The sequence below is a fragment of the Streptomyces sp. 1-11 genome (assembly GCF_007176755.1).
GTDB lineage: Bacteria > Actinomycetota > Actinomycetes > Streptomycetales > Streptomycetaceae > Streptomyces.
On the sequence record NZ_BJTV01000029.1, the window covers coordinates 1 to 22,514 of the forward strand.

General features: G+C 70.0%; 19 protein-coding genes. 5 read left to right on the forward strand and 14 right to left on the reverse strand.

Annotated features, from left to right (window positions below):
* Positions 1-94 precede the first annotated feature (94 nt).
* The 3 genes from TNCT1_RS34620 to thyX all read right to left on the reverse strand — a co-directional run bounded on the left by TNCT1_RS34620 (position 95) and on the right by thyX (position 3,790).
* Positions 95-1,780 (reverse strand): ribonuclease J, encoded by a 1,686-nt coding sequence (locus TNCT1_RS34620; protein WP_143640147.1) that lies wholly within the window; start codon positions 1,778-1,780, stop codon positions 95-97.
* A 155-nt stretch (positions 1,781-1,935) separates the two neighbouring features.
* Positions 1,936-2,835 (reverse strand): 4-hydroxy-tetrahydrodipicolinate synthase, encoded by a 900-nt coding sequence (gene dapA, locus TNCT1_RS34625; RefSeq protein ID WP_143640149.1) that lies wholly within the window; start codon positions 2,833-2,835, stop codon positions 1,936-1,938.
* A 211-nt stretch (positions 2,836-3,046) separates the two neighbouring features.
* A complete protein-coding gene (gene thyX, locus TNCT1_RS34630; RefSeq protein ID WP_143640151.1) occupies positions 3,047-3,790 on the reverse strand; it encodes an FAD-dependent thymidylate synthase in 744 nt (247 codons plus the stop codon).
* 158 nt (positions 3,791-3,948) lie between these two features.
* On the opposite strand from thyX, the gene TNCT1_RS34635 reads away from it, so the two are divergent.
* Positions 3,949-4,197: a hypothetical protein gene (locus TNCT1_RS34635; protein ID WP_143640153.1), complete on the forward strand. Its 249-nt coding sequence runs from the start codon at positions 3,949-3,951 to the stop codon at positions 4,195-4,197.
* 89 nt (positions 4,198-4,286) lie between these two features.
* Positions 4,287-4,841, forward strand: coding sequence for a hypothetical protein (locus tag TNCT1_RS34640; protein ID WP_143640155.1), 555 nt, complete (start codon positions 4,287-4,289; stop codon positions 4,839-4,841).
* Positions 4,842-4,955: 114 nt separating this feature from the next.
* Here TNCT1_RS34640 and TNCT1_RS34645 read toward each other — a convergent pair whose 3' ends face one another.
* From TNCT1_RS34645 to rpsO, 5 genes are all read right to left on the reverse strand, one after another.
* Positions 4,956-5,408 (reverse strand): tetratricopeptide repeat protein, encoded by a 453-nt coding sequence (locus TNCT1_RS34645; protein WP_143640157.1) that lies wholly within the window; start codon positions 5,406-5,408, stop codon positions 4,956-4,958.
* 13 nt (positions 5,409-5,421) lie between these two features.
* The gene (dapB, locus tag TNCT1_RS34650) at positions 5,422-6,174 is read right to left on the reverse strand and encodes a 4-hydroxy-tetrahydrodipicolinate reductase (protein WP_143640160.1); all 753 of its coding nucleotides are present in this window, start codon (positions 6,172-6,174) and stop codon (positions 5,422-5,424) included.
* Positions 6,175-6,198: 24 nt separating this feature from the next.
* Positions 6,199-7,578 carry a pitrilysin family protein gene (locus TNCT1_RS34655; protein WP_143640162.1) on the reverse strand — a complete coding sequence of 460 codons (1,380 nt, stop codon included), beginning with the start codon at positions 7,576-7,578 and terminating at the stop codon, positions 6,199-6,201.
* Positions 7,575-9,818, reverse strand: a complete 2,244-nt coding sequence (locus TNCT1_RS34660) for a polyribonucleotide nucleotidyltransferase (protein WP_143640164.1) — start codon at positions 9,816-9,818, stop codon at positions 7,575-7,577. Before TNCT1_RS34660 ends, TNCT1_RS34655 begins: the two co-directional genes overlap by 4 nt.
* A 323-nt stretch (positions 9,819-10,141) precedes the next feature.
* Complete coding sequence (rpsO, locus tag TNCT1_RS34665; RefSeq protein ID WP_143640166.1) at positions 10,142-10,429, reverse strand: 30S ribosomal protein S15; 288 nt, start codon at positions 10,427-10,429, stop codon at positions 10,142-10,144.
* 280 nt (positions 10,430-10,709) lie between these two features.
* Between rpsO and TNCT1_RS34670 the strand changes: the two genes are divergently transcribed.
* Positions 10,710-11,003, forward strand: a complete 294-nt coding sequence (locus tag TNCT1_RS34670; protein WP_143640168.1) for a DUF397 domain-containing protein — start codon at positions 10,710-10,712, stop codon at positions 11,001-11,003.
* 94 nt (positions 11,004-11,097) lie between these two features.
* On the opposite strand, the gene eccD is transcribed toward TNCT1_RS34670, so the two are convergent.
* On the reverse strand, positions 11,098-12,606 hold the full coding sequence (eccD, locus tag TNCT1_RS34675; protein ID WP_143640236.1) for a type VII secretion integral membrane protein EccD: 1,509 nt from the start codon (positions 12,604-12,606) through the stop codon (positions 11,098-11,100).
* 337 nt (positions 12,607-12,943) lie between these two features.
* Here eccD and eccCa point away from each other — a divergent pair, with 337 nt between their 5' ends.
* A complete protein-coding gene (gene eccCa, locus TNCT1_RS34685; RefSeq protein WP_143640170.1) occupies positions 12,944-16,918 on the forward strand; it encodes a type VII secretion protein EccCa in 3,975 nt (1,324 codons plus the stop codon).
* 96 nt (positions 16,919-17,014) lie between these two features.
* Here the strand turns inward: eccCa and TNCT1_RS34690 are convergent, their stop codons facing one another.
* Positions 17,015-17,239: a hypothetical protein gene (locus TNCT1_RS34690; RefSeq protein ID WP_143640172.1), complete on the reverse strand. Its 225-nt coding sequence runs from the start codon at positions 17,237-17,239 to the stop codon at positions 17,015-17,017.
* Positions 17,240-17,282: 43 nt separating this feature from the next.
* Between TNCT1_RS34690 and TNCT1_RS34695 the strand changes: the two genes are divergently transcribed.
* A complete protein-coding gene (locus tag TNCT1_RS34695) occupies positions 17,283-17,828 on the forward strand; it encodes a hypothetical protein (RefSeq protein WP_143640174.1) in 546 nt (181 codons plus the stop codon).
* A gap of 258 nt (positions 17,829-18,086) precedes the next feature.
* Here the strand turns inward: TNCT1_RS34695 and TNCT1_RS34700 are convergent, their stop codons facing one another.
* The 4 genes from TNCT1_RS34700 to TNCT1_RS34720 all read right to left on the reverse strand — a co-directional run bounded on the left by TNCT1_RS34700 (position 18,087) and on the right by TNCT1_RS34720 (position 22,470).
* Entirely contained in the window at positions 18,087-18,386 is a 300-nt protein-coding gene (locus TNCT1_RS34700) for a WXG100 family type VII secretion target (protein WP_143640176.1), read from the reverse strand.
* Positions 18,387-18,482: 96 nt separating this feature from the next.
* Entirely contained in the window at positions 18,483-18,830 is a 348-nt protein-coding gene (locus TNCT1_RS34705) for a WXG100 family type VII secretion target (RefSeq protein WP_143640178.1), read from the reverse strand.
* 132 nt (positions 18,831-18,962) lie between these two features.
* Positions 18,963-20,087 carry a S8 family serine peptidase gene (locus TNCT1_RS34710; RefSeq protein WP_235903056.1) on the reverse strand — a complete coding sequence of 375 codons (1,125 nt, stop codon included), beginning with the start codon at positions 20,085-20,087 and terminating at the stop codon, positions 18,963-18,965.
* Positions 20,088-22,065: 1,978 nt separating this feature from the next.
* Positions 22,066-22,470 (reverse strand): hypothetical protein, encoded by a 405-nt coding sequence (locus TNCT1_RS34720; protein ID WP_308789302.1) that lies wholly within the window; start codon positions 22,468-22,470, stop codon positions 22,066-22,068.
* Positions 22,471-22,514: the final 44 nt, after the last annotated feature.

Sequence of the window (22,514 nt, forward strand, 5' to 3'; positions counted from 1 at the left end):
CAGAGCCTGCAGCGGGCCATGCTCTACGAGCAGGAGAAGGACCTCGCCCAATGCAAATCGAGGCGCCCCGCTCCGAGTTCACGCAGCCGGCGGGTCAGACCTCCACGACGACCGGGAGGATCATCGGCCTGCGGCGATAGGTGTCCGAGACCCACTTGCCGAGGGTCCGGCGGATCAGCTGCTGGAGCTGGTGCGGCTCCACGACGCCGTCCTGGGCCGAGCGCTCCAGGGCTTCGTTGATCTTCGGGACGACGCCGGTGAACGCCGAGTCCTCGATGCCGGAACCGCGGGCGTGGATGTGCGGACCGCCCGTGATCTTGCCGGTGGACGAGTCCACGACCACGAAGACCGAGATGATGCCCTCGTCGCCGAGGATCTTGCGGTCCTTCAGGGCCGGCTCGCCCACGCCGCCGACGGAGAGGCCGTCGACGTAGACGTATCCGGCCTGGACCTTGCCGGAGATCCTGGCCTTGCCCTCGACCAGGTCGACGACCACGCCGTCCTCGGCGATGACGATCCGGTCGTGCGGGACGCCGGTCATCGCGCCGAGCTCGGCGTTGGCGCGCAGATGGCGCCATTCGCCGTGGACCGGCATCAGGTTCCGCGGGCGGCAGATGTTGTAGAAGTACAGCAGCTCGCCGGCGGAGGCGTGACCGGAGACGTGCACCTTGGCGTTGCCCTTGTGGACGACGTTGGCGCCCCAGCGGGTCAGGCCGTTGATCACCCGGTAGACCGCGTTCTCGTTGCCCGGGATCAGGGACGAGGCCAGGATGACCGTGTCGCCCTCGACGATCCGGATCTGGTGGTCCCGGTTCGCCATCCGGGAGAGCGCGGCCATCGGCTCGCCCTGGGAGCCCGTGCAGACCAGGACCACCTCGTGGTCCGGCAGGTCGTCGAGCGTCCTGACGTCCACGACCAGGCCCGGCGGGACCTTCAGGTAGCCGAGGTCGCGGGCGATGCCCATGTTGCGGACCATCGAGCGGCCGACGAAGGCGACCCGGCGGCCGTACTCGTGGGCCGCGTCCAGGATCTGCTGGATGCGGTGGACGTGGCTCGCGAAGCTCGCCACGATGATCCGCTTGCGCGCTCCGGCGAACACCTGGCGCAGGACGTTGGAGATGTCCCGCTCGTGCGGGGTGAAGCCGGGGACCTCGGCGTTCGTGGAGTCGGTGAGCAGGAGGTCGATGCCCTCCTCGCTGAGCCGGGCGAACGCGTGCAGGTCGGTGAGCCGGTTGTCCAGCGGGAGCTGGTCCATCTTGAAGTCGCCGGTGTGCACGGCCATGCCGGCAGGCGTGCGGATGGCGACCGCGAGGGCGTCCGGGATGGAGTGGTTGACCGCGATGAACTCGCAGTCGAACGGGCCGATGCGCTCGCGGTTCCCCTCCGCCACCTCGAGGGTGTACGGGCGGATCCGGTGCTCCTGGAGCTTGGCCTCGATGAGGGCGAGGGTCAGCTTGGAGCCGATCAGCGGGATGTCCGGCTTCTCGCGGAGCAGGAAGGGGACGCCGCCGATGTGGTCCTCGTGGCCGTGGGTGAGGACGATGCCCTCGATGTCGTCGAGGCGGTCCCGGACGGACGTGAAGTCCGGCAGGATCAGGTCGATTCCGGGCTGCTCCTCCTCGGGGAAGAGCACTCCGCAGTCGACGATCAGCAGGCGGCCGCCGTATTCGAAGACCGTCATGTTGCGGCCGATCTCGCCGAGACCGCCGAGCGGGGTGACGCGCAGGCCGCCCTCGGGGAGCGGCGGGGGCGGTCCGAGTTCAGGATGCGGATGACTCAAAAGACTCTCCTCACCACGCGCGCCACGTACCGGTCGGGCACGTGGCGCGCATGACGTTCGTGCAGAAGCAGTTGTCGTTGTGGGGTGCGGGCACCGGTGGCCCGCTATGCGGTTGTGGATTCAGTTGTGAAGCTCGGGTGGTGCCAAGTCTGTTGTCAGAGCTGTACCCCGCCGGCGGCAAGATCGATCTTGAGCTGGGCGATCTCCTCGGGTGAACACTCGACCATGGGCGCCCGCAGGGGTCCTGCGGGCAGGCCCAGGAGGGCGAGCGCGGCCTTGGTGGTCATGACGCCCTGGGTGCGGAACATGCCGGTGTACACCGGGAGGAGCTTCTGGTGGATCTCCGTGGCCTTGACGACGTCGCCCGAGGTGTACGCGTCCACCAGGGCGCGCAGGTCCGGGGTGACGACGTGGCCGACGACGGAGACGAAGCCGACCGCGCCCACCGAGAGCAGCGGCAGGTTCAGCATGTCGTCACCCGAGTACCAGGCCAGGCCTGACTGCGCGATGGCCCAGCCGGCGCGGCCGAGGTCGCCCTTGGCGTCCTTGTTGGCGACGATCCGCGGGTGCTCCGCCAGGCGGACCAGGGTCTCCGTGTTGATGGGGACCCCGCTGCGGCCGGGGATGTCGTAGAGCATGACCGGCAGCCCGGTCGTGTCCGCGACGGCCGTGAAGTGCCGGTACAGGCCCTCCTGCGGGGGCTTGTTGTAGTACGGCGTCACGACCAGCAGGCCGTGCGCGCCGGCGCGCTCCGCCTCGCGGGCCAGCTCGATGCTGTGGCGGGTGTCGTTGGTGCCGACTCCGGCCACGACGTGGGCGCGGTCGCCGACCGCCTCCGCCACGGCCCGTACGAGATCCGATTTCTCCGCGTCACTGGTGGTGGGGGACTCGCCGGTGGTGCCGTTGATGATCAGGCCGTCGTTGCCTGCGTCCACCAGGTGGGCGGCGAGCCGCTGCGCGCCGTCGAGGTCGAGTGCGCCGTCCGCCGTGAAGGGCGTGACCATGGCGGTGAGGACCCGCCCGAAGGGGGTCTGCGGAGTCGAGGTCGGAGCCATGGGTACCACGCTACTCGGTGCTCCGGGCGTGGTCTGCCCTTGGGGTGCCGGGTAGGTCAGGACAAATAAGGAGCCCGGCACTGCCTGCTCGGGGGTTCAAGCAGTGCCGGGTCCGTTTGATCAGGCTAGATGAACTTCTCGGAATGCCGCAATACGGACACTTCGCCCGGCTGATCCGTACATCCGTTCCGCGCGTGGGAACAGGGCTTCGTCAGGGGGCCACGCGCCCGTTCGCGTTGAAGGCGGCGTACGTGAGCGGCATGAGCTCGGCCCACCGCGCCTCCATCTGCTCGCCGACCATCTCGATCTCCCGCTGCGGGAAGGACGGCACCTTGGCCAGCTCGTGCTGGGTGCGCAGCCCGAGGAAGTGCATCAGGGAGCGGGCGTTGCAGGTGGCGTACATGGAGGAGAAGAGGCCGACCGGCAGGGCGGCGCGGGCCACCTCGCGGGCGACGCCCTCGGCGAGCAGCTTCTGGTAGGCCGCGTACGCCTGCTCGTAGGACTCCTCGAGGGTGCCGCGCACGGTCTCCTGCTGGGCGGGGGTGCCCTCGACGAAGACGTACTTGCCGGGGCGGCCCTGCTGGACCAGCTTGCGGTCCTCGCCGGGGACGTAGAAGACCGGCTGGAGCTCCCGGTAGCGGCCCGACTCCTCGTTGTAGGACCAGCCGACCCGGTGCCGCATGAACTCGCGGAAGACGAAGATCGGGGCGCTGATGAAGAAGGTCATCGAGTTGTGCTCGAACGGGCTGCCGTGCCGGTCCCGCATCAGGTAGTTGATGAGGCCCTTGGAGCGCTCCGGATCCTTCTTCAGCTCGTCCAGCGACTGCTCGCCGACGGTGGAGACGCGGGCGGCGAAGAGGACATCGGCGTCCGACGCGCTGGACTTCACCAGCTCGACGGTGACATCGCTGCGGAAAGTGAGCGACTCGGGGGTGGTCACGGGGGTCCTTCCCATCACTTCTTGAGGTTCGCGCCCACTGTACGGGGCACCCCTGACAGTCCCGAACAGTGACCTTGCCATGGATTTTTTCGGACATGGGCACCTTTTGTGCCAATCGAGCGTCTATACCGGTGAGGCCTGAAAGTTCGATCCCTTGAGGAGCTGGATCCACGATGTTCCGTCGGCGTGAGCCCGTACCCTTCGCCTTCCTGGCCGAGGCGGACAGGTTCCGCAGTAATGTCACTCCCCCGCCCCGGGAGCGGGCGTCGCTCGGTGAGCTGGCCGGGCGCTGGCTGCTGGGCCTGACCCTCGTCGCCGCGCTCGTCGGCGCCCTCGTCGTCGGAATGCCGGCGCTGTCCACGCCGTCCAGTACGCCGGACCAGCAGTCCCAGGCCTCGCAGGGGCACACTCAGGGGCACTGACCCTTCCGGCCGCCCAAGGGTGGTGGGCGCGAACCCGGCCGGATAGCCTCACCGGGCACAGCCCAGCGAGGATCGAGTGAGGACCAGCCGTGCCCCTGCCCTTCCTGACGGCCGACCGCTCCTTCGACGCGGCCTCCGAGAGCCCGCTGCCGTACGACGACCGGGACCGCTGGCGGCGGCCCTACCGGCCGGGTCCCTGGCGGGTGGCCGGCGCCGCCCTGGGACTGCTGCTCTCCTCGTTCGTGCTGTTCGGGGCGGTGCTCATCGCCCTGACCGACTCGGTGTCCGCCGCCGGCCTGGTGCTCGGCCTGGCGCTCGCCGTCATCGCCTCCGCGCTGCGCGTGCTGCGCATGGGCGTGTGGGTGAGTCCGCGCGGGCTGCGCCAGGTGGGCTTCCTGGTGACGCGTACGGTGCCCTGGCCCCGGGTGATCGCGGTGCGCACGGCGCAGCAGCCGGTGCGCTGGCTGGGGCTGCCGCGCACCGTGCAGGGCCAGGCGCTGACGCTCGTGCGCAAGGACCGGCCCGTCGAGGACACGCCGCCGCTGCTGACCACGCACGGCCTGGACTTCCTGCACCGGCCCGCGGCCTTCGACCGGGCGGCCGACACGGTGGAGGCGTGGGCCGCGGAGCACCGGCGCGCCTGACCGCCCCGGCCCGGTCGCTCCGGGAGCACGGCGGAGGGGCCGGACCGCGTGCGGCGCGGTCCGGCCCCTCTCTCGTGCTCCTCGTGCTTCCCGGGCCGGCTGGCCCGGCCCTGGTCAGACCTGGACGGGCCTGCCGTCGTGCAGGGCGATGGCCCGCTGCATCGCCTTGCGGGCGCGCGGGGTGTCGCGGGCGTCGTGGTAGGCGACGGCGAGCCGGAACCAGCTTCGCCAGTCGTCGGGGGCGGCCTCCGTCTCGGCCTTGCGCCGGGTGAAGACCTCGTCCGCCGACTCGCGGTCGATGCGACCGCTCGGCAGCCGCCTCAGCTCGTCGACGGGCAGCCCGCCCTCGGCCTCGAGTTCGGCGGCGAGCTGGTTGGCCCTGCGGACGAACTGGGTGTTCTTCCACAGGAACCACAGGCCGATGACCGGCAGGATCAGCACCGCCACACCGAAGGTGACGGTGACCAGCGTGCCGGTCTGGATGAGCATCACGCCGCGGCTGCCGACCAGGACGAAGTAGAAGACCAGGACGGCGGCCGTGACGAGGTAGGTGATCTTCGCGCGCATGACGTGTCCGGGCTCAGCTCAGGTCGAGGAAGTGTTCCAGGCCGAAAGTGAGGCCCGGGGTCGACACCACGCGGCGGACGCCGAGCAGGATGCCCGGCATGAAGCTGCTGTGGTGCAGGGAGTCGTGGCGGATGGTGAGGGTCTCGCCCTCGGCGCCGAGCAGCACCTCCTGGTGGGCCAGCAGGCCGCGCAGCCGGACGGAGTGCACGGGGACGCCCTCGACGTCGGCGCCGCGGGCGCCGTCCAGGGCGGTGACGGTGGCGTCCGGCGCCGGCGCCGAGCCGGCCCGGCGGCGCGCCTCGGCGATGAGCTGGGCCGTGCGCGCGGCGGTCCCGGAGGGCGCGTCCACCTTGTTCGGGTGGTGCAGCTCGACGACCTCGACGGACTCGAAGTACGGGGCGGCGAGCTGCGCGAACTTCATGGTGAGCACGGCGCCGATGGAGAAGTTCGGCGCGATGAGCACACCCGTCTCCGGGGACTGGCCGAGCCAGCCCGTGAGCTGCGCGAGACGGTCCTCGGTCCAGCCCGTCGTACCGACGACCGCGTGGATGCCATGGCGCACGCAGAAGTCGAGGTTGCCCATGACGGAGCCGGGGGTGGTCAGTTCGACGGCGACCTGGGCGCCGGTCTCCGCCAGGGTCTCCAGCTTGTCGCCCCGGCCGAGGGCGGCGACCAGCTCCATGTCCTCGGCGGCCTCGACCGCCCGTACCGCCTCGGCCCCGATCCGGCCCTTGGCGCCGAGTACCGCCACGCGCAGCTTGCTCATCTGTTGCTTCCTTACCGGAGGTGATTAGGCGACGGCGTCGTGCAGCCGCGCGGCCTGCTTGTCCTTGAGCGGGCCGATGACCGACAGCGAAGGGCGTTGTCCCAGGATGTCCCGGGCGACCGACCGGACCTCGTCCGGGGTGACCGCGGCTATCTTCGCCAGCATGTCGTCGACGGACATCTGCTCGCCCCAGCACAGCTCGCTCTTGCCGATGCGGTTCATCAGCGCGCCGGTGTCCTCCAGGCCCAGCACGGTGGAGCCCCGGAGCTGGCCGATGGCACGGGCGATCTCGTCGTCGGAGAGGCCGTTCTGCGCGACGTGGTCGAGTTCGTCCCGGCAGATCCTGAGCACGTCGTGCACCTGGCTGGGCCGGCAGCCGGCGTACACGCCGAACAGGCCGCAGTCGGCGAAGCCCGAGGTGTACGAGTACACGCTGTAGGCGAGGCCGCGCTTCTCCCGGACCTCCTGGAAGAGGCGGGAGGACATACCGCCGCCGAGGGCGGTGTTGAGCACGCCCATGGCCCAGCGGCGGTCGTCGGCGCGGGCGAGGCCCGGCATGCCGAGGACCACGTGCGCCTGCTCGGTCTTGCGGGCGAGCAGCTCCACCTTGCCGGTCGCGCGGATGGCGCGGCGGCCGTCGCGCGGGGCGATGGGCTGCGCGCCGGAGTCCTTGAAGGCGTTCGCCTTCTCGAAGGCGGCGCGGACCTGGCGTACGACCTTGTTGTGGTCGACGTTGCCGGCGCAGGCGACCACGAGGTGGGTGGGGTCGTAGTGCTTCTTGTAGAAGCGGCGGATGCGGTCGGCGGTGAGGGCGTTGACCGTGTCGACGGTGCCGAGGACCGGGCGGCCGAGGGCGTTGTCGCCGAACATGGTGTGCGCGAACAGGTCGTGCACGCAGTCGCCCGGGTCGTCCTCGGTCATCGCGATCTCTTCGAGGATGGCGCCGCGCTCTACGTTGACGTCCTCCTCCAGGATCAGCGAGCCGGTGAGCATGTCGCAGACGACGTCGATGGCGAGCGGCAGGTCGGTGTCGAGCACGCGCGCGTAGTAGCACGTGTACTCCTTGGCCGTGAACGCGTTCATCTCGCCGCCGACGGCGTCGATGGCGGCGGAGATGTCCAGCGCGCTGCGCTTGGCGGTGCCCTTGAAGAGCAGGTGCTCCAGGTAGTGCGTGGCGCCGTTCAGCGACGGGGTCTCGTCGCGGGAGCCCACGTGCGCCCAGATGCCGAAGGTGGCCGAGCGCACGGAGGGCAGGGTCTCGGTGACGACGCGCAGGCCGCCGGGAAGGGTGGTCTTGCGGACCGTGCCGATGCCGCCGGTGCCCTTGATGAGGGTTTGGGTACGGGCGACGGCCCGCGCCTCCGAAGAGGTGCGGGCCGTCGCCTTGGAGCCACGGGACGTCACTGGTCGGCGTCGTCCTTCTTCGTCTCGCCCGCGGCGGAGCCGCTGTCGGACGCGTTGTCCTCGCCCTCGATCACCGGAACGAGGGACAGCTTGCCGCGGGAGTCGATCTCGGCGATCTCGACCTGGACCTTCTGGCCCACGCCGAGGACGTCCTCGACGTTCTCCACGCGCTTGCCGCCGGCGAGCTTGCGGATCTGCGAGATGTGCAGCAGACCGTCCTTGCCGGGCAGCAGGGAGACGAACGCGCCGAAGGTGGTCGTCTTGACGACCGTACCGAGGTAGCGCTCCCCGACCTCGGGCATCGTCGGGTTGGCGATGCCGTTGATCGTGGTGCGGGCGGCCTCGGCGGAGGGGCCGTCGGCGGCGCCGATGTAGATCGTGCCGTCGTCCTCGATGGTGATCTCGGCGCCGGTGTCCTCCTGGATCTGGTTGATCATCTTGCCCTTGGGGCCGATGACCTCGCCGATCTTGTCGACCGGGATCTTCACGGTGATGATCCGCGGCGCGTTCGGGGACATCTCGTCCGGCGTGTCGATCGCTTCCATCATCACGTCGAGGATGTGGAGGCGGGCGTCGCGGGCCTGCTTGAGGGCCGCGGCCAGGACGGAGGCGGGGATGCCGTCCAGCTTGGTGTCGAGCTGGAGGGCGGTCACGAACTCCTTGGTGCCGGCGACCTTGAAGTCCATGTCGCCGAAGGCGTCCTCCGCACCGAGGATGTCGGTGAGGGTGACGTAGTGCGTCTCGCCGTCGATCTCCTGCGAGATCAGGCCCATGGCGATACCGGCGACGGGGGCCTTCAGCGGCACACCGGCGTTCAGCAGCGACATGGTGGAGGCGCAGACCGAGCCCATGGACGTCGAGCCGTTGGAGCTCAGCGCCTCGGAGACCTGGCGGATCGCGTAGGGGAACTCCTCGCGCGTCGGCAGGACCGGGACGAGGGCGCGCTCCGCGAGGGCGCCGTGGCCGATCTCGCGACGCTTCGGGGAGCCGACGCGGCCGGTCTCGCCGGTGGAGTACGGCGGGAAGTTGTAGTTGTGCATGTAGCGCTTGCGGGTCACCGGGGAGAGGGTGTCCAGCTGCTGCTCCATGCGGAGCATGTTCAGGGTGGTGACGCCCAGGATCTGGGTCTCGCCACGCTCGAACACCGCGGAGCCGTGCACACGCGGGATGGCCTCGACCTCGGCGGCCAGGGTGCGGATGTCGGTGACACCGCGGCCGTCGATGCGCTTCTTCTCCTTGATCACGCGCTCGCGGACCAGCTGCTTGGTGAGCGAGCGGTACGCGGCGGAGATCTCCTTCTCGCGGCCCTCGAACTCCGGCAGGAGCTTCTCGGCGGCGAGGCCCTTGACGCGGTCCAGCTCGGCCTCGCGCTCCTGCTTGCCGGCGATGGTGAGCGCCTGGGCCAGCTCGGGGCGGACGGCGGCCGTGAGGGCCTCGAGGACGTCGTCCTGGTGGTCCAGGAAGATCGGGAACTCGGCGGTCGGCTTGGCGGCCTTGGCGGCGAGGTCGGCCTGGGCGCGGCACAGGACCTTGATGAAGGGCTTCGCGGCGTCCAGACCGGCGGCGACGACCTCCTCGGTCGGCGCCTCGGCGCCGCCCTCGACCAGCTTGATGGTCTTGTCGGTGGCCTCGGCCTCGACCATCATGATCGCGACGTCGCCGTCCTCCAGGACGCGGCCGGCGACCACCATGTCGAAGACGGCGTCCTCGAGCTCGGTGTGCGTCGGGAACGCGACCCACTGGCCGCGGATCAGCGCGACGCGGACGCCGCCGATCGGGCCGGAGAAGGGCAGGCCGGCCAGCTGGGTGGACGCGGAAGCGGCGTTGATCGCGACGACGTCGTACAGATGGTCGGGGTTGAGCGCCATGATCGTGGCGACGACCTGGATCTCGTTGCGCAGGCCCTTCTTGAAGGACGGGCGCAGCGGGCGGTCGATCAGGCGGCAGGTGAGGATGGCGTCCTCGGAGGGACGGCCCTCACGGCGGAAGAAGCTGCCGGGGATCTTGCCGGCGGCGTACATCCGCTCCTCGACGTCCACCGTCAGGGGGAAGAAGTCGAGCTGGTCCTTGGGGTTCTTGGAGGCGGTGGTGGCCGACAGCACCATGGTGTCGTCGTCCAGGTACGCCACGGCGGAGCCGGCGGCCTGCTTGGCCAGGCGGCCCGTCTCGAAGCGGATGGTGCGGGTGCCGAAGGCGCCGTTGTCGATGACGGCCTCGGCGTAGTGGGTCTCGTTCTCCACTAGCGTTTTCTCCTCGTCTTCGTCCCTGGCCGCCCGTGTGGCGGGGGGACGTTTGTGGAGGGGCGCTCCGTCTGGTGCGGGCCGGTCTTCGATCGAAGCACCCGGGGCTCGTTCCCCCGGGGGCCACTACCGAGGACCGGCGGCGGCGAGGCGCGCTCCTCCTCGTTCTGTTGCGTACGGGTTGTGCCGTACGTGTTCCGTGTCGTGCGTACTGCGTTGTGCTACCACACTACAAAGCAGGGGTGACAGCGCGCACGTTCCCGCACGTACGGCAAAGGGAGCGGCCCCCGAGTCCTATCGGGAACCGCTCCCTTCACGGCGTCTTACTTGGCGCCCGCCGCACCGCGGCGGATGCCCAGACGGTCGACCAGCGCACGGAAGCGCTGGATGTCCTTCTTCGCCAGGTACTGCAGCAGGCGACGGCGCTGACCGACCAGGATCAGCAGACCACGGCGGGAGTGGTGGTCGTGCTTGTGGGCCTTGAGGTGCTCCGTCAGGTCGGAGATCCGACGGGAGAGCATGGCGACCTGGACCTCGGGGGAGCCGGTGTCACCCTCCTTGGTACCGAACTCGGAGATGATCTGCTTCTTCGTAGCGGCGTCGAGCGACACGCGTACTCCTCATAGTCTTTGAGTGCCATCGAGTGCCCCCGGTCCACTTCTCGGGGGAGCTTCCATGACTCGGGAGGCGGGGATCCGCTGGGCGCGGCCTCCGGGGCGGCAGGCGATGCCTGCGGTCGCTCCGGGGGTGCGTACACAAACGGCCGTCGGCCAGGATACCAGGCGGGCGCGGGCCTCTTGTCCCGGCTGCCGGAAGGCGACGGCCCGGGGGGCGGCCGCCACTAGGGTGAGCGTGCTGAGCGCAGTCACGTCGGGAAGGGGTCGCTTCGGGATGGCGGAGTCGGAAGCGGAGATGAAGGCACGCAAGGAGCGGGAGCGGGACGAGCTGTACGCGCTCGACATCTCGGACGTCGAGTGGCACTGCGCGCCGGGTACCGAGGAGCACGAGGAGCGGGTCGAGATCGCGTATCTGCCGGCGGGCGCGGTGGCGATGCGCTCCTCCCTCGACCCGGGCACGGTCCTCAGGTACACGGAGGCGGAGTGGCGGGCCTTCGTCCTGGGCGCCCGCGACGGCGAGTTCGACCTGAAGCCGATGCCGCACAACGGCGGGCTCGCGGCCGGCTGAGCGCGGTACGGCGAAGGGCGGCACGCGCGCGGTACGGCGAAGGGCGGCACGCGCGCGTGCCGCCCTTTTCCTTGCCGTGGGTGCGTCGCGGCCGCTAGCTGGTCATGGCCCGGGCCTGTGCGTAGACGTCGAAGACGGCCAGCGCCAGCGGGATCAGGGTGAGCAGCACGAAGCTCTCGGCGATCTCCAGGAAGCGCCCCCAGAAGGGGGTGACGCCGCGCCGCGGGGTGATCAGGGCGATCGCGGTGACCAGGGCGATGGCCGCGCCGACCGCCGCGGCGAGCCAGACGCTGCGGATGTCCAGGGCGGTGGTGTCGCCCTGGAAGGCGTCGATGACGTAGTCGCGCGGCGGGTTGAGGGCGAGCCCGAGGCCGAGGAAGACGATCGCGGCCAGGCCGGCGGCCAGGGTGGCGCCGACCTGCTGGGTGTAGCGGAACAGGTGTGCCCGCATCAGCATCGCCACGCCGGTCGCGAGGGCCAGGAGCTGGGCCCAGATGTCGCTGGAGAAGCCGAGGACGATCGACGCGCCGACCGCGACGAGGGCGCAGCCGCCCACGAGGCCGACGAGGAGTTCGTGGCCGCGGCGGGCCTGGGCGGCCACCCGCTCGGCGTCCACGGGCTCCTGCGGGGCGGGCTCGCCGCCGCCGTAGCCGCCGCGGGACGGGTTGGGCGGCTCGAAGCCGATGGGCAGCCGGGCGAAGCGCATGGACAGGCCCGGCAGGAAGGCCAGCGCCACGACGGACAGCGGGGCGCAGATCGCGGCCGTCTCAATGGGCCTCAGCTCGGCGAGGATCGCGACGAAGGTGGTGACCAGGCCGACGGCGGAGGCGAAGACGAACGCCACGAAGGGTCCGTCACCGCCCGGCGACACCAGGGTGAGCACCACGGCGGCGACGAGGACCGCCGCGCAGGCGAGCAGGAACTGCAGCCGTCCGATGCCCTCGCCGCCGGCGATCGGCAGCAGGCCCGAGCCGGCAACGGCGACGTTCGGCAGGGCGCCGAGTCCGAGCGCGACCGCGGAGCCCCGGTCGTCGTACACGCGCGCGCGTACGCAGGCGATGCCGACGAGCAGGATGCCGGTGACGCCTGCGAGGACGCCCTGCAGGCTGTGCATGTCGTGCCGGATCTGCGAGCTCCACGCCACGAACGCGAGGAGCGCGGGCAGGATGCCGGCCGCGACCAGGCCGGCGGCCCGGGTGAGGTCGCCGCTCCACAGGGTGCGGTCGCGGGTGACGGCGGAGGCCACCGCCTCGGAGACGTCGTCGAGGACGGCGGGCGGCAGCGACTCGGCGAACGGGCGCAGGGTGAGCAGTTCGCCGTCGAGGATGCGCTGCGCGGTGAACGAGCGGGCGCCGTCCAGGACGGTGCCGTCGCGCCGTACGAGGTGGTAGCCGACCGGCGCGCCCTCCTCGGGGCTCTGCTGGGACAGGCGCAGGATCTCCGGGTACAGGTCGGCGACCGGTACGTCGTCGGGCAGTGCCACGTCGATGCGGCTGTCGGGCGCCACGATGGTGACCCGGCAGAAGCCGAAACCCATGCCCGCCCCGGAAGGGGCTCCGGTGCCCGGTCCGCCGGTTGCGCCGGCCGGCGCGGAGGCCGTCATGCTCACCTGCTGTTCCCCCTCGTCGGTGGTGCGGCAGCCGCGCGGTGCCGCCGCGCACCTTCCGCCCGTAAAGATCCTGTGTAGGTTGAGCCGCGCCTTCCGTTCCGCCGGCCGACCGCGGGGTCGCGTCCGGGGTTCGCCGGTCGGCGCTCGCTTCGAACCGTTGCGGATTGCCCGGGTTTTCCCGGAACGATTCGCAACTGCTCACGCGTCTCACCGGCACCCTACCGCCCGCCGTCGCCCGTGGTTGTCAGTAGGATCGCGCATCGCGGTCGACGTTCGCCTGACACGGGGCGGCGGACGAAACATCTCGGTCCGGCAAGGGAATTGGTGCGTAGTGAGCCACATCGTCGTCAAGCGCCCGCCACGGGCACTGCCGAAGGAAGTGCCCACGGACGAGGTCGTACTGCAGTCGCCGCCGGAGCTTCCGCGCGGGCAGCAGGAAGGCGCGCTGATGCAGCTCCTGCCCATGCTCGGCATGGGCGGGTCCGTGGTGTTCTTCTTCAACCCCCAGGCCCAGCCGTTCATGAAGATCATGGGCCTGGTGATGGTGGCGTCGACGATCGGCATGGGCATCTCCATGCTCATCCGCTACCGGCGCGGCAGCCAGGGGCAGATGGCCGACATGCGCCGCGACTACCTCCGTTACCTGTCGCAGACCCGGCGCGCGGCCCTGGACACCGCGAAGGCGCAGCGCGACGCCCAGTACTACCTGCACCCTTCACCCGAGCAACTGTGGGCGCTGGTCGCCGAGGGCAGCCGGGTGTGGGAACGGCGCACCGGTGACGAGGACTTCGGGCAGGTCCGGGTGGGCCTCGGCCCGCAGGCGCTGGCAACTCCCCTGATTCCGCCGCAGACCGCCCCCGTCGACGAGCTGGAGCCGCTGACGGCGGGCGCCATGCAGCGCTTCCTCGCCACGCACAGCGCCCTCGACGACCTGCCGATGGCGGTGTCCCTGCGGGCCTTCTACCACGTGACGATCAGCGGCGAGCCGGGCGCCGTGCGCGGCACCGCCCGTGCCGTCGCCGGCTCCCTGGCCGCCCTGCACTCCCCCGAGGACCTGGTCATCGCCGTCGTCACCGGCCGGGAGTCGGCGCCAGAGTGGGAGTGGGCCAAGTGGCTGCCGCACGCGCAGGCCCCGGGCCTGAGCGACGGCGCCGGCAGCATGCGCCTGATCACCACCAGCCCGGTCGATCTGGAGGAACGGCTCGCCTCCCGTCTCCAGGGCCGCCCCCGTTTCCACCCCGGCGGACCGCCGGTCGCCGAGCAGCCGCACGTGGTGGTCGTGCTCGACGGCGTCTCGCTGCCGCCCACCTCGCTGCTGGCCGGCCCCGAGGGCCTGCAGGGCGTGACCGTCCTGGAGGTCGTGCCCGGCGACCTCACCATCGGCCGCGGCGACCTCTCCGTCGTGGCGCACCCCGGGGAACTGCGCCTGGAGTCGGGGCACGGCATGGTCTACGAGGGGACGCCGGACGTCCTGTCGTACGAGGCCGCCGAGGCCCTGGCCCGCCAGCTCGCGCCGCTGCGGATGGGCTCGGGCGGGGACGACGACGAACCGCTGCTCGCCAACCTGGAGTTCACCGACCTGCTGAACCTGGGCGACGCGGCCTCGGTCGACCCCAAGCGGACCTGGCGGCCGCGCTCGCAGTCGGAGCGGCTGCGCGTGCCGATCGGTCTCGGCGAGGACGGCCGGCCCGTGATGCTCGACCTGAAGGAGGCGGCTCAGGAGGGCATGGGCCCGCACGGCCTGTGCGTCGGTGCGACCGGCTCCGGCAAGTCGGAGCTGCTGCGCACGCTGGTGCTCGGCCTCGCGGTGACCCACTCCTCGGAGACGCTGAACTTCGTCCTCGCCGACTTCAAGGGCGGCGCCACCTTCGCCGGCATGGCCCAACTGCCGCACGTCGCCGCCGTGATCACCAACCTCGCGGACGATCTGACCCTGGTCGACCGCATGGGCGACTCGATCCGCGGCGAGCTCAACCGCCGTCAGGAGATGCTCCGCGACGCGGGCAACTACGCGAACATCCACGACTACGAGAAGGCGCGCGCGGCGGGCGCTCCGCTGCAGCCGATCCCGTCGCTCGTCCTGGTGATCGACGAGTTCAGCGAACTGCTCACCGCCAAGCCCGACTTCATCGAGATGTTCGTGCAGATCGGCCGCATCGGCCGCTCGCTCGGCGTGCACCTGCTGCTGGCCTCACAGCGCCTGGAGGAGGGCCGCCTGCGGGGTCTGGAGACGTACCTGTCGTACCGCATCGGCCTGCGGACGTTCTCGGCGGCCGAGTCCCGCGCGGCGCTGGGCGTCCCGGACGCCTACGAGCTGCCGAACGTGCCGGGTTCCGGTTTCCTGAAGTTCGGCACCGACGAGATGGTCCGCTTCAAGGCGGCGTACGTCTCCGGTGTGTACCGCACCAGTTCGCAGCAGGCCGCGGCCCTCGGCGGCCCGCTGCCCGTCGACCGCAGGCCGGTGCTGTTCACCGCGGCCGAGGTGCCAGTGCGGTACGCGCCGGTCCCGCGGCAGCGCCAGGAGACGCCCGAGAAGCAGCAGGACGACGCGCTCGCCGACACCGTGCTCGACGTGATCGTGCGGCGTCTGGAGGCGCAGGGCCCGGGCGCCCACCAGGTGTGGCTGCCCCCGCTGGACAGCCCGCCGTCGCTGGACGCGCTGCTTCCCGGGCTCGCCCCGGTGCCCGGCCGCGGCATGACCCAGCCGGGCTACGAGGGCGCGGGCCGGCTCGTCATCCCGGTCGGCCTCGTCGACAAGCCGTACGAGCAGCGGCGCGACCCGCTGTGGACGGACTTCGGCGGCGCGGCCGGCCACATGCAGATCATCGGCGGCCCGCAGTCCGGCAAGTCGACGCTGCTGCGCTCGATCATCGCGTCGTTCGCGCTCACCCACACCCCCCAGGAAGTGCAGTTCTACGGCCTGGACTTCGGTGGCGGCGGCATGTCCGCGGTGGCCGGCCTGCCGCACGTGGGCGGCGTGGCCTCCCGGCTGGACCCGGAGAAGGTCCGGCGTACGGCGGCCGAGGTGTACGGCGTGATGACCCGCCGCGAGGAGTACTTCCGGTCCAGCGGGATCTCCTCCATCGCGGAGTTCCGCTCCCGTCGCGCGCGCGGTGACATCTCGGTGACCGACCAGCCCTGGGGCGACGTCTTCCTGGTCATCGACGGCTGGGGCAACTTCCGCACCGACTACGAGGCGCTGGAGCCGCTCGTCCTGGACATCGCCGCGCGCGGTCTGGGCTACGGCATCCACCTCGTCCTCACCGCGTCGCGTTCGATGGAGGTCCGCTCCAACCTCAAGGACCACCTGATGAACCGCCTCGAACTGCGGCTCGGCGACCCGATGGACTCCGAGTTCGACCGGAAGGTCGCGGCGAACGTGCCCACCGGTGTGCCGGGGCGCGGCCAGACCCCGCAGAAGCAGCACTTCATGGCGGCGGTCCCGCGGATCGACGGGCTCTCCTCCGACACGGACCTCGCGGAGGCCACGACCGCCCTCGCGGCCGAGGTCACCCGCCACTGGCAGGAACCCGGTGCGCCGGAAGTACGCCTCTTGCCCCGCGAGTTCCCGGCGGCCCAGCTTCCCCCGGGCGACCGCTTCCCGCAGCGCGGCATCTCCTTCGCGCTGGACGAGGACAACCTCGAGCCGGTGTTCGTGGACTTCGAGCAGGACCCGTTCTTCCTGGTGTTCGGCGAGAGCGAGTCCGGCAAGTCGAACCTGCTGAAGCTGCTGATCAAGCGCCTCACCGAGCGCTACGACGGCAACACCTGCAAGCTGTTCGTCGTCGACAACCGCCGCTCGCTGCTGGGCGTGACCCCGCCGTCCCACCTGGCGGAGTACATCCCCATGTCGAACCAGATGCAGCACCACATGGACGCCCTGGCCGACCTGATGCAGCGCCGCACGCCGACGGCCGACGTGACCCCGGAGCAGCTCCGCAACCGGAGCTGGTGGCGGGGGCCCACGGTGTACGTCGTCATCGACGACTACGACCTGGTGTCCACGTCGAGCGGCAACCCGCTGTCGGGCCTGACGGAACTGCTCCCGTTCGCCCGCGACGTCGGCGTCCGCTTCATCATCGCCCGCTCCACCGCGGGCGCGGGCCGCGCCGCCTACGAGTCCTTCATGCAGCGCATCAAGGAACTCGGCGCCCAGGGCGTCGTCCTCGCGGGCGACCCGGCCGAGGGCGACCTGCTGGGCGGCGTACGGCCGCGCCCGATGCCGGCGGGCCGGGGCATCTTCGTGTCGCGCAAGCGGGGGAAGCCGATGGTGCAGGTGGGCCAGGTCGCGGACGAGGTGGACTGAGCCCGAGGGGCTTGGGAGTCCTCCGTCGGAGAGCCGCGGCCAGCGGCACCGGCACCGGCACCGGCACCGGCACCGGCACCGAGCGCAGTGTCGTGCTCAGGAGCCGTTCGACGGCGTCGAGGGCAGCCACCTGGAGGACAGTGGCCTCGACTCCGCCCAGCTCTGGGAGGACAGCCGTGAGCGGAACACCGCCCTGGCCCAGCGGGCGGCGTCCGAGGCGGCCAAGGCGCACCACTCCCCGTACGCCGGCCGGGTCGGCGGCTGGGCGATGGACGCGACCCAGAACGGCTTCAACGACGCCTCCACGAACGGCCGCCACATGGCCGACGATCTTCAGACAGAAATCCCCTAGCCAGGATTCCCGATGCCGCGTATCCGTCCCCACGCCCTTCCGATCCGCATCGCCGGCCTGCTGGCCGCCGGTCTGGCCGTGACCAGCTGCTCCTCGGGAGGGCAGGAGGCCGAGCGGGAGTACACCGTCCCGGCGTCACTCTGCGGGACCGCCCTGCCCGCATCGACGCTGGAACCCCTTCTGCCAGCGGGAAAGAAGATCTCTCCTGTGAAGACCGGCTCCCCCGGCTTCACGCGTTGCCGGCTGGTGGTCGACGGGCGGGTCGCCGTCACGAGCATCATCGAGCGACGGGAATCCGGAACGACTCTGAGGAACGTCGCCTACGGCACCTACGGTATGGGATCCGGCAGCGTCACGAAGGGGACGCGGTACGTCGTTTCCGACGCCCAGGCGGTGGGGCACGTCGCGTGCGGCAGCCCGCAGAAGGAGGATCACGAGACCTTCGCCATGCTGCGGGCGGAGGACGTCGACGCCGGCAAGGCGGCCATGGAGAAGGCCATCACCGACCTGGCCGGCGCGGTCGCCGCGACCAAGGGGTGTACGGGACAGGGTGCTTGAGCAGGACAGGCCCACCCCGCCCCTCAGAAGACCGGCAACGCGTGAAGTGAGCTGCCGTTCCTGATGAAGGTTCTGTTGCCGTCAACGGCGAGTCCATGTTGCTCGGCTCGAGCAGTTCGTAGGTCCACCCCTGGTATCCGTGGGTCCTTGTCCACACGGGAAGAGCACCGCCGACCGCGGCGGCCGGCCATGGAGCGACGACAGGGTGGGCGCCTCCCGCGCGCGCCCACCCTGCGGTTGCTTCTTGCGAGCCTCGTTCTACTGGAAGTAGCTGGAGGCCTTCTTGTCGCCTTCCATGTACGTACCGCCGGACTGGGCGACGACGTGGCCGATCCCGGTCAGCGCCTGGTGGATGTCGTTCGCCTCCTTGTCCCAGCGGTGCAGCTTCTCGTGGAAGGTGGTCTGCGCCTGGCCCTCCCAGTACTGCATGCTGCTCACCACCATCTTGCGGAGCTCCTGCAGGTCCTGCTCGAGCTGGCTCGCCTCGTTGCCGATCTTCGTCGCCGCGACGTCGAGCCCGTCGTAAGTTACTGACAGTCCCTCAGCGTTGTTGGCCATGACTGTTTACCTCGTCTCGCCGATGTGTGCCTGTTGTGTGCGCCGGCTGCCCGGCAAAAGCTCTGTGAGCCGCCCGCCTCGTGAGGAGGCCGAGCCTCAGTAGGAGCTGAGGGAGGAGGACTGGACCGTGGGGGCGCCGTCCTGGACGTCGATCTTGTTGACGGACGCGCGCACCTCGTCTTCCTTGCTGTCCTTGATGTTGCGCGTCGCGGTCATCGCCTCGATGACGTCACCGAGGATGTCGCCGATGTTCTTCAGCGACTCGTTGATCTCGTACTGCTTCTTGTCGAACGCGGCGCGGCCGATACCCTGCCACTGGCCCTCGAGGCCGTCGATGACGCCCTGGAGCCCGTGCACGCGCTTGCGGATGCCCTCGTACTTCTCCGCCATCCGCTTCTGCAGGTGGATTACTGCGGCATCTTCGAGCTTCTGCTTGTCGGCCATGTCAGCCTGCCCTTTCTTGTCTGTCTCTTCGGTCCAACTGTTCCGGCTCACCGCTGCCGTGCTGCGGTACGGCGGTGAGCGCGCTCTGCGTCGCCCTGTCCCTGGGCACAGGGCTACAGACGACTGCCGACGTCACCTGGCACGCCGGGCCCGCGTGACGGCAGCCCATCCACCGCCGATCACGAGGACCGCGGCGACGGCGCCGAGTGCGATCCAGAGGGTGTTGCCGCCGTCCGAGGACTCCGCGGCCGATCCTGCCGCCGGGGTGCTGCCGGCAGAACCCTTCGCGGGGGCTTGTGACGGGGTTGATGCAGAGGAGGAGGGTGCGGTGGAGGCGGCTGAAGTCCCCGCCTTGGCCAGGAGGTCGCCGCCGTTCTCCTTGGCGAGGGGGTCTTCGTGGGCGGGGCCCGGGTCGTATTTGGCTTCTTCGAGAACCAGGCGGGGGCGAACCATCCCGTAGCCGATGTACTTGCTCGCCTTGTCGCTCTGTTCCTTGCGTCCTGCGGTTTTGATCAGGGACCGCACCACTTGATTGACCGTCCAGTCCGGATGTGCGGACCAGATGAGTGCTGCGGCAGCCGAAGTGAGCGCCGTCGCCGGGCTCGTGCCCTCACGGTTGCAATACGAGCGGAAGGTGGTGTCACACCAGCCCGGAAATCCCTCGCCGGGCGCCGTGAGGTCGACATATCCGCCCGATGACGAGAACTTCGACACCGTCCCCGACTTGTCGGCCGCCGCGACTCCGATTACGTACGGGTAGGCGGCAGGGTAGTCGATCAAGTCCTTCTTGTCATTGCGACCGGAATTACCGACAGCGGCAATGAGCAACTTTCCCTTGGACGCGGCATACTTGATTGCCTTCTCGTCCTCGGGATAGGGAAAACCACCGAACGACATGCTTATGATCTTCGCGTCGGTGTCGGCTGCGGCCCTGATCGCCTGAGCGATCTTCGGCGTCCGCTTCTCTTCACTCTTACCGCCCGGCAAACCCTCGAGGTCCACACGGTAAGGAACGATTTTGGCTCCCGGTGCCAACCCCTTGAGGCCGCCACCAGACCCTGTACCCGCGATCAATTCGGCCATGGTCGTTCCGTGGCCCGAGAAGTCGTCAGTAGCCTTGTACGCAACTGCCTTGGGCACCTCGCCAGTAAGCACCTGCCCCTTCAGCGAGGGCGTATTCGGGTTCACACCGGTGTCGATAACAGCGACCTTGACACCTTCCCCGGTACTGACCCTCCACATCTGGTCAGCCTTCATCGGTCCCAAGTACCACTGCTGCGACTGCGCGTCATACGCACTGGCGCTCGGGGCGAAGCCCACGCTCAAGGTCGCCAGGACGCCGACGAGCGCGCCGACAGCGCGCGTCGGTCGTCTGAGGCGCGTCCTGACAGGCGCAGCGCGCCCGGCCTGTCGACCGGTCCCTGACTTCATCGTTTACGTGTCCTCGCTCGTGCTCAGTCGACGACCGGCGGTACATCACGCCGGGGCCTGTTGGGCAAGTGGGTCTCTTCGTCTTCGACCAAGTAGTCAGGGCGCGCCGATCGCTGCGCCTCTTCCTCTTCAGTCGGCTTGCCGTTGCGGCCGGCACCGCGTCCGAGACCGGCACCACCACGCGTCATGCCGTTGCGTTCAGCTCTTGCGACGGAGTTGCGGTCGGACGGCCTACCCGTCACGGCCTCCGGCCCTGCTCCACCTCTGCGGGAGTTGGCCGCACCGGTACCAGGCCGCGCCGCGGGCTCGGGCGCTCCAATGACGCCACGCTGGCCGTTGCGACCAGTCGCAGGCCTGGAACTGACTCCTTCTTCGCGGCCGACGACCGTGCCGCGAGGAATTTTGGAGCCGCCCTTGGAAGCGCTACTTGCGTTCGAGGGCCGTCCTCCGACGACTCCGTTGGACCGGCCGGCACCGGTCGTGGGCCCGCTGCTCGTTCGAGGCGCCGCCGTGCCTCCGGGCCGCGGCGTACCCCCGGTGACTGCTCGCCCCATCGAAGTCGGTTTCGCCCCGGACGTGGTCCCGCCGGCCGCGGACTGGCCCGTCGACGTGGCGCGGCCCATCTGGTTCATGGGCCCCTGGCCCGCGGATCGTCCGGATCCGGGACCGGCAGCCCCGGGGGCCCTGGTCCCGCCCTGAGCCGACGTGGGCGTACGGAAGCCCCCGGCACCACTCAGGCCACGGCGGGTCGGACCGCCGGTCACGGGAGTTGCGAGCGGGCCGTTGTAGGGCGGGAACTGGCCGCCACCACTTGCGGGGGGTGTACCGGGGACTGGCGGGGTGTGTCCGGTCGAAGGCGTGGTCGTGGTCGGAGGCAGTGTGCCGACGGTGTCGATGTTCGTCCCGACAGGCCGGTCCGGGACCTCGGTGTGCGTCGGGAGGTCCTGCGCGGGGGTCGGGACGTGGCCGGTCGGCGCCACGACATGCCTCGTGGTCGGCGCGATCGAAGAATGGCCGGCCGGCACGCTCGCGGTCCCAGTCTGCTGCGGGGTGCTGGAGTCGGTTCCGCCGGAGACGTCACGCTGCGCCGTCTTCGGCTTCGGGACACCTACGTCCGGTACCTCCTTGAACGTGGGAGCGTCGTCGTGTAGGACCTGAAGCTGCTCCCTGGAAACCGCATAGTACGAGGCCAGCCGGTTCATCTGATTGATGGCTTCCTGGCGGTCCTTCTCCACCTTCACGGCGTCGGCATATTCTTCCTTGTTCGCCGCCTTCTCAGCCGTCGTGAAGTGACTGGGTCGCTTTCGGTTCGCCGGATCACGAGGCGGCATGGCCCCACGTACAGACGCGAGGCCCACCGCAGCGGCTGTGATCTGGTCGCCTGCTCCTCCCGCGAAGGCGCTCAGGTCATGGGCGCTCGAAACGAGTCCAGAGCCCCAAGTGCGGAAATCGTCCCCTGCCTTGCCGACCCAGGGGACAGTTTCGAACTGGCCCTTGAGCTCCTCGGCCGCGGTCTTGATGGCGTCTCGCGCGTCCCACAAGGCCTTACCGGAGGATTCAAGATCCTCTGGGTTGGTCTGCTCGACCAGATCGACCATCTCGTTGAGGGACCGCATGTCGAATTCCGTGCGGTCAACCATGGCTTCACCGTACGGAGTAGGGGCCGCAGCTGCACGAATCACACTGTTTACGAGCCCTCTGAGGCCACCCGCATGAGGGTGCTCCGCCGCATCCCGCGCAAAGTCCGTGAAGTTGTTCTGAGAGGAAACCCGATCAAGGTCTGCCTTGTGTTTGTCGGTCATCGTCAGAACACCCCCTGAGTGTCGTCCTTGCCATGCTCGCCGTTACTCGGCGGGTTGAGCTTCTTGATCTCGGAGTTGATCTCCCAGAACCGCCGCCGCTGCTCCTCTTCGAGGTTGTCGAAGGTCCCCTTCGCACCCAGGACGGCGATACCGATCGCCTCGATCTGCAGGTGCAGGGTCCTGGAGAGCGTGGTGAGGCGCTCGTGGACCGCGTTGAACGTGCCGTACAAGGCGTCCGCCTCGTGGAAGGCGCCGGCCGCGCTGCTGAGCGACCCCTTGCGGATCGCCTGCTGCCCGACGCGTGCCGGGTTGCCCGCCGACCCCTCCAGGTCCTTGAGTACGGCGTCCACCCGGCTCACGAACTTCTTCAGCGCGTCACCGCTGGCCTTCAGGTTCGCCGCTGACACGCCCCCCACCATGTCTGCCGGAAGCACGACGCTCCTCCCCGTTT